Consider the following 4,984-nt stretch of genomic DNA (forward strand, 5'->3'; position numbering starts at 1 on the left):
CTTTCCCGGGTGCTTCGTTTCGTTTCGTTTCTCGCCGGCACCCTGGTCCCACGGCTGCTCGGCTCGGGCGGGATGGGCACCGTCTACCTGGTGGCCAACCCCGAACTGCCGCGCCTGGACGCGCTCAAGCTGCTCTCCGGCTCCTTCTCCCGCGACGATCAGTTCCGGTCCCGGTTCATCCGCGAGGCCGACGTCGCCTCCCGGATGAGCCACCCCAACATCGTGGCGATCTACCGGCGCGGTCAGACCGAGGATGGGCAGCTGTGGATCGCGATGCAGTACGTCGAGGGGATCAACGCCGACGAGGCCGTGCAGCGCGGTCAGATGAGCCCGCAGCGGGCGGTGCACATCGTCACCGAGATCGGCAAGGCGTTGGATTACGCGCACCGGCACAGCGTGATCCACCGCGACGTCAAGCCGGCGAACTTCCTGCTGGAGAACACGACCGGCCCGGACGAGCGGGTGCTGCTCGGCGATTTCGGCATCGCCCGCGCTCTTGACGAGGTCAGCCTGACCGTCAGCGGAAGCATGACCGCGACCGTCGCCTACGCGGCCCCGGAGGTGGTGTCCGGCCGTCGCGTCGACGGTCGCGCCGATCTGTATTCGTTGGGCTGCACGCTGTTTCGGATGTTCACCGGCAAGACACCGTTCGAGGACGTGCAGGGCGTGCCGGCCACCATCATGGCGCACATCGCCCAGCCGCCGCCGCGCGTCACCGACCAGGCGCCCTGGCTGTCGCCGGCGATGGACGCGGTGATCGCCAGGGCGATGGCCAAGGATCCGGCCGCGCGGTTCGCCACCGCAGCCGAACTCAGCGCCGCGGCACAGGCCGCCCTGCGGCAGCCGGCCCACGGCGGGGCGCCGCCGCGCCGCGGATCGAATACCGCCACACCGACACTCGGCGCACCGTCGTTGCCTGCCGAACCGCGCCGTCGCCGCGCGAAACGTATCGCGGCTCTGGCCGGGGTGGCGCTGCTGGCCGCCGGAGCCGCCGGTGGACTGGTTTTTCTCTCTCATCGCACCAACGGTCCGCCGACGGTCCGATCAGACAGCACGACGACGACAACGACCAGGACCACCACCACCGAGACGCGGCCGCCGATCGTCAACGCCGCAACGCTCTCCGGCTTCCTGCTCAGCCCGGTCGAGATTGCGAACATGATGGGGGTCACCGGAATGCCGGTCGTCACCCCGCTGCAGAGCCCGTCCGAAGACGCGACGGGAGTCGAGCAGACGGAATGCAGCGGCGCACTGTTCGCGATTCAGGTAAGCGCGTACAAAGACACCGGGTGGGTCGCGATCCAGGCCCAGGTGCTGCAGAACACCCCCACCGCACCGACCCACCGGGTGGCGCAGGCGGTGGTGGCCATGCCGACCGCGACCGACGCGCAGAATCTATTGGCTACCCAGAGCGATACCTGGTCGAAGTGTGCCGGAACGCGGGTCACGGTGAACTTCCCCCAACCACCGACCCCGCAATACTGGATGTTCGGCGACCTGACCAAAACCGACGAGATGATGTCGATCACGTACACCCTGGAAGGGGGTGGCGGGCTGGCGTGCCAGCGAGCGGTCGAGGTCGACAACAATCTGCTCATCGACACGCTGGTGTGTCGCATCGATCCCGCCAACAAAGCGGTGGACATCGCCAACGCGATCAAGGCGAAGATTCCGTCATAGCGCCACGCCCTATCCGTCGGCGTGCCAACCGTCCACGTGGATCGGCATCGTCAAGCCGTCGCCCCCAGCCCCGGAGAAGCCCCCCCAGATCAGCGCGGTCAGGTGATCGACCAGCTCGTCACGGCTCATCACCCGGTCCCGGGCCCACCAGAACACCGCCGTCGACACCGCGCCGACCACCGCGCGCGCCCACGGGCCGGCCGCCCGGATCTCGCCGCCGAGCTGACTGAACCCTGCCGACAGCACCGTCTCCAGCCAGTTCGCCAGCTCCGCGGAGGCCGACGACGCCCCGATGTGGGTGATCAGGGCGGCCGAGACGTTCGGCTCCTCGTCGACCCACCGGCACAGGCAGTCGATGGCAGCCCGGGTCTGGCCGCGCGGTTCGCCGGCCGACCCGACCACGGTGGCGATCTGGCCGATGATCCGCTCCGTCTGGCGGCGCGCGAGCTCGGTGACCAGCGCATCCTTGTCGGGGAACATCGCGTAGATGGCCGTTCGGGCCAGGCCGGCTTCGCGGGCGACGTCGACCAGCGACAGACCCGGCCCGCCGGCCCGCAGGCTGCGTTCGGCGGCGTCGAGCAGGTCGTCGCGGCGCTGTGCGGGCTCGACGTGGGAGCCGGGCGGGCGTCCCCGGCCGCGGCCCGACTGCGGGGTGCGGTTCAGCGTGAACCGATCGGTTGCGGGTCCGAGCCGAGCAGGTCGCGGCCGGCGTCGAAGGCGGCCATCCGCCGACGCGGGGTGTCGTAGTAGGAGCGCATCAGCTGGTCGCGCAGCTCCGGGGGTAACACGGTGCGCGCCGCCTGCAGCCAGACCGGGACGTGCCGTCGGGGCATGTCGCCCATCAGCCGGTCGGAGGCGACCCGGAAGATGTCGGCCATCCGCAGGTAGTCGGCGCGGAAATACACGTAGTCGCAGCGGTCCCGGAAGTGTTCGCGATAGGTGGCGTGCAGGGCGCGCGGCAGGTCCGCCTCGATGTGTGCGGCGACGCCGAGTAGCAGCGCTTTCCCCAGCTGACTCGCGGACCCGGTCGCACCGGCGCGCTCGGCCAGTCCCCACGCCTTGCGCCACGGCTCCTCGGTGGGCTCGCCGCGCTCGAAGGAGATCAGATTGCGCAGGTACAGCTCGTGGAACCGGGGAATCAGCCGCAGCACCCACTCCGGGTTGTCCACCCGCCCGGAGTACAGGCTGGCCAGCTGCTCCTCGGTGACGTACTGGTAGACGCGGGCGAACCACTGCTTCGGGTCATCGGCGCGGGTCAACCGGTCGGCGATCGACCGCTGCTCGGCCAGCACCGCCTCGGCGACGTCGTGCAGCGCCGGCAGGTCACGCTGCTCGACACGCCGCGGCGGGGGCAACGGCCCGGCGGGCGCCGCGGTGGGGGCCAGTTCGGCCAGCCGACGCAGGGACCGACGCAGCTCGCCTTCGATCAGGCACTGCGTCAGCACATCGAGGCCGGGCACCGCGAACTGGACCGCCACGTCCCAACGGATCTGGGCTTCGTCGTCGCCGGCGGGCAGCACGACGATCCGGCCGGTGTGTTCGCGCAGCGCCGCGGCCCCGCCCACCACCGTGTAGCCGAAGAAGTGGGGCGGCTCTGCGGCGTGCACGACCTCGGTCAACCGTCCACCGCCATGCGGCAGATACACCCGGCGCAGGGCGCCGACTCCGTCCGGGCGTTGCCGGTCACCGGGGTCGGCCAACTCGATGCGGGCCGTCGACCAGGTGTTCATCCGCTGCGGGTCGGTGAGCAGCTCCCACACCACGTTCACCGGCGCGGCGACCTGCTGCCGCAAGGCCATGGTGACCACGGTCAGGTCGACGCTTGCGTCGCGGGCCAATACATAAACACACAGCCTGTATATTCTTCTCGGCGATGTCAACCCTCCGGTCGGCCCATTCGCGATAGCCCGTCTTCGGTGGCGGTATTTCCTTACGCTGGCAGCCATGGACGTCCCGCACGGCGACCGCCGGGGATCGGTCAGTCGCCGACGGCTGCTCTGGCTGGCCGGCGGCGCCGGGCTGGCGACCGCGATCAGCTCCTGTTTCAGATCGGCGGGCGACCAGTACGACGACGCCGAGGCACCGGCCGTGGCCCCGGTGGATGCCCGCACCCCCACGGTTGCTCCGCCGGCCGCGCCGCCGACCGGAACCGCCGCCGTCATGTTGTGTCGAGATTCCTGGGGCGCGCTCTCCGCCCGGCCCGGCGGGGTAACGCAGACCATCACCCGGATGACGCTGCACCACTCGGCGGTGCCACTCCCCGACAACCGCGAGATCGCCGCGCGCTTGCGACAGCATCAGCACTACCACCAGGATCAGCACGGGTGGATCGATATCGCATATCACGCGTGCGTCGACCACAACGGCAACATCTTCGAGCTGCGCGCGCCGCAGTTGGTCGGCGACACCGCCACCGACTACGACCCGACCGGTCACTTCCTGGTGCTCTGCGAGGGGGATTTCGACCAGGAGCCGGTGCCGGAAGCGCAGCTTCACGGTGCCGCGATCGTATTCGCCTGGGCCGCACAGACATTCCACATCGGTTCGGACACACTCGCCAGTCACCGAGATTTCACCGCGGCCACCGACTGCCCCGGCACCAACCTGTACCAGCACATCACCTCCGGCGACCTCAGACGCCGGGTCGACGCGATTCTGGCGGTCGGACCGGTGGACCTCAGCCTGGTGTGCGGCCCCGAGGCGGCGCGGATCGTCGCGAACATCGCAGCGGGGGATCGGTAGCGCCGGACGGACCCACCGAGCGGCTGCGGCCGCGGCTACCGGGTGGCCGACCATCGTCGGGTTCCCCCGCTGAGGCACGATCACCGTCAGACGATGATGGGTGAACCAGTCGGTCAACTCGGCGGTGGCGACGGTCCCGGGAAGGACGCAAGACACGATGAAAAGCAGTCTGGAGATCGCACAGGAAGCCACCCTGCGCCCGATCACCGAGATCGCCGAGCGGGTCGGCCTGCACACCGACGAGGTGCACCCGTACGGGCGCTACAAGGCGAAGGTGGACCTGTCGGTGCTGGAGCGGCTGCGCGAGAAGCCGGACGGCAAACTGATCGACGTCACCGGGATGACGCCGACCAAGTTCGGCGAGGGCAAGTCCACCACCGCGGTCTCGCTCACCCAGGGACTCGGCCGGATCGGCAAGAACGCGGTGTACTGCACCCGGGAACCGTCGATCGGCCCGGTGTTCGGCATGAAGGGCGGAGCGGCGGGCGCCGGCTACGCCCAGATCGTCCCGATGGAGGACATCAACCTGCACCTCACCGGTGACCTGCACGCGGTCGCCGCG

General features: G+C 69.8%; 5 protein-coding genes. 3 read left to right on the forward strand and 2 right to left on the reverse strand.

The window, feature by feature from the left end:
* The first annotated feature begins 9 nt into the window (after window positions 1–9).
* A complete protein-coding gene (locus tag AC2VNT_RS03690) occupies window positions 10–1,680 on the forward strand; it encodes a serine/threonine-protein kinase PknH/PknJ (RefSeq protein WP_486945571.1) in 1,671 nt (556 codons plus the stop codon).
* A gap of 9 nt (window positions 1,681–1,689) precedes the next feature.
* Here AC2VNT_RS03690 and AC2VNT_RS03695 read toward each other — a convergent pair whose 3' ends face one another.
* Window positions 1,690–2,343 (reverse strand): TetR/AcrR family transcriptional regulator, encoded by a 654-nt coding sequence (locus tag AC2VNT_RS03695; RefSeq protein ID WP_486945572.1) that lies wholly within the window; start codon window positions 2,341–2,343, stop codon window positions 1,690–1,692.
* Window positions 2,340–3,518: a DUF5995 family protein gene (locus AC2VNT_RS03700; RefSeq protein ID WP_486945568.1), complete on the reverse strand. Its 1,179-nt coding sequence runs from the start codon at window positions 3,516–3,518 to the stop codon at window positions 2,340–2,342. The genes AC2VNT_RS03695 and AC2VNT_RS03700 overlap by 4 nt, the downstream gene beginning before the upstream one ends.
* Window positions 3,519–3,624: 106 nt before the next feature.
* Between AC2VNT_RS03700 and AC2VNT_RS03705 the strand changes: the two genes are divergently transcribed.
* Entirely contained in the window at window positions 3,625–4,422 is a 798-nt protein-coding gene (locus tag AC2VNT_RS03705) for a peptidoglycan recognition protein family protein (RefSeq protein WP_486945569.1), read from the forward strand.
* A 100-nt stretch (window positions 4,423–4,522) separates the two neighbouring features.
* Window positions 4,523–4,984: formate--tetrahydrofolate ligase (locus AC2VNT_RS03710; protein WP_486945570.1), on the forward strand; the 462-nt coding region annotated here is incomplete at its 3' end.

Source organism: Mycobacterium sp. TH-M15 (genome assembly GCF_057473705.1).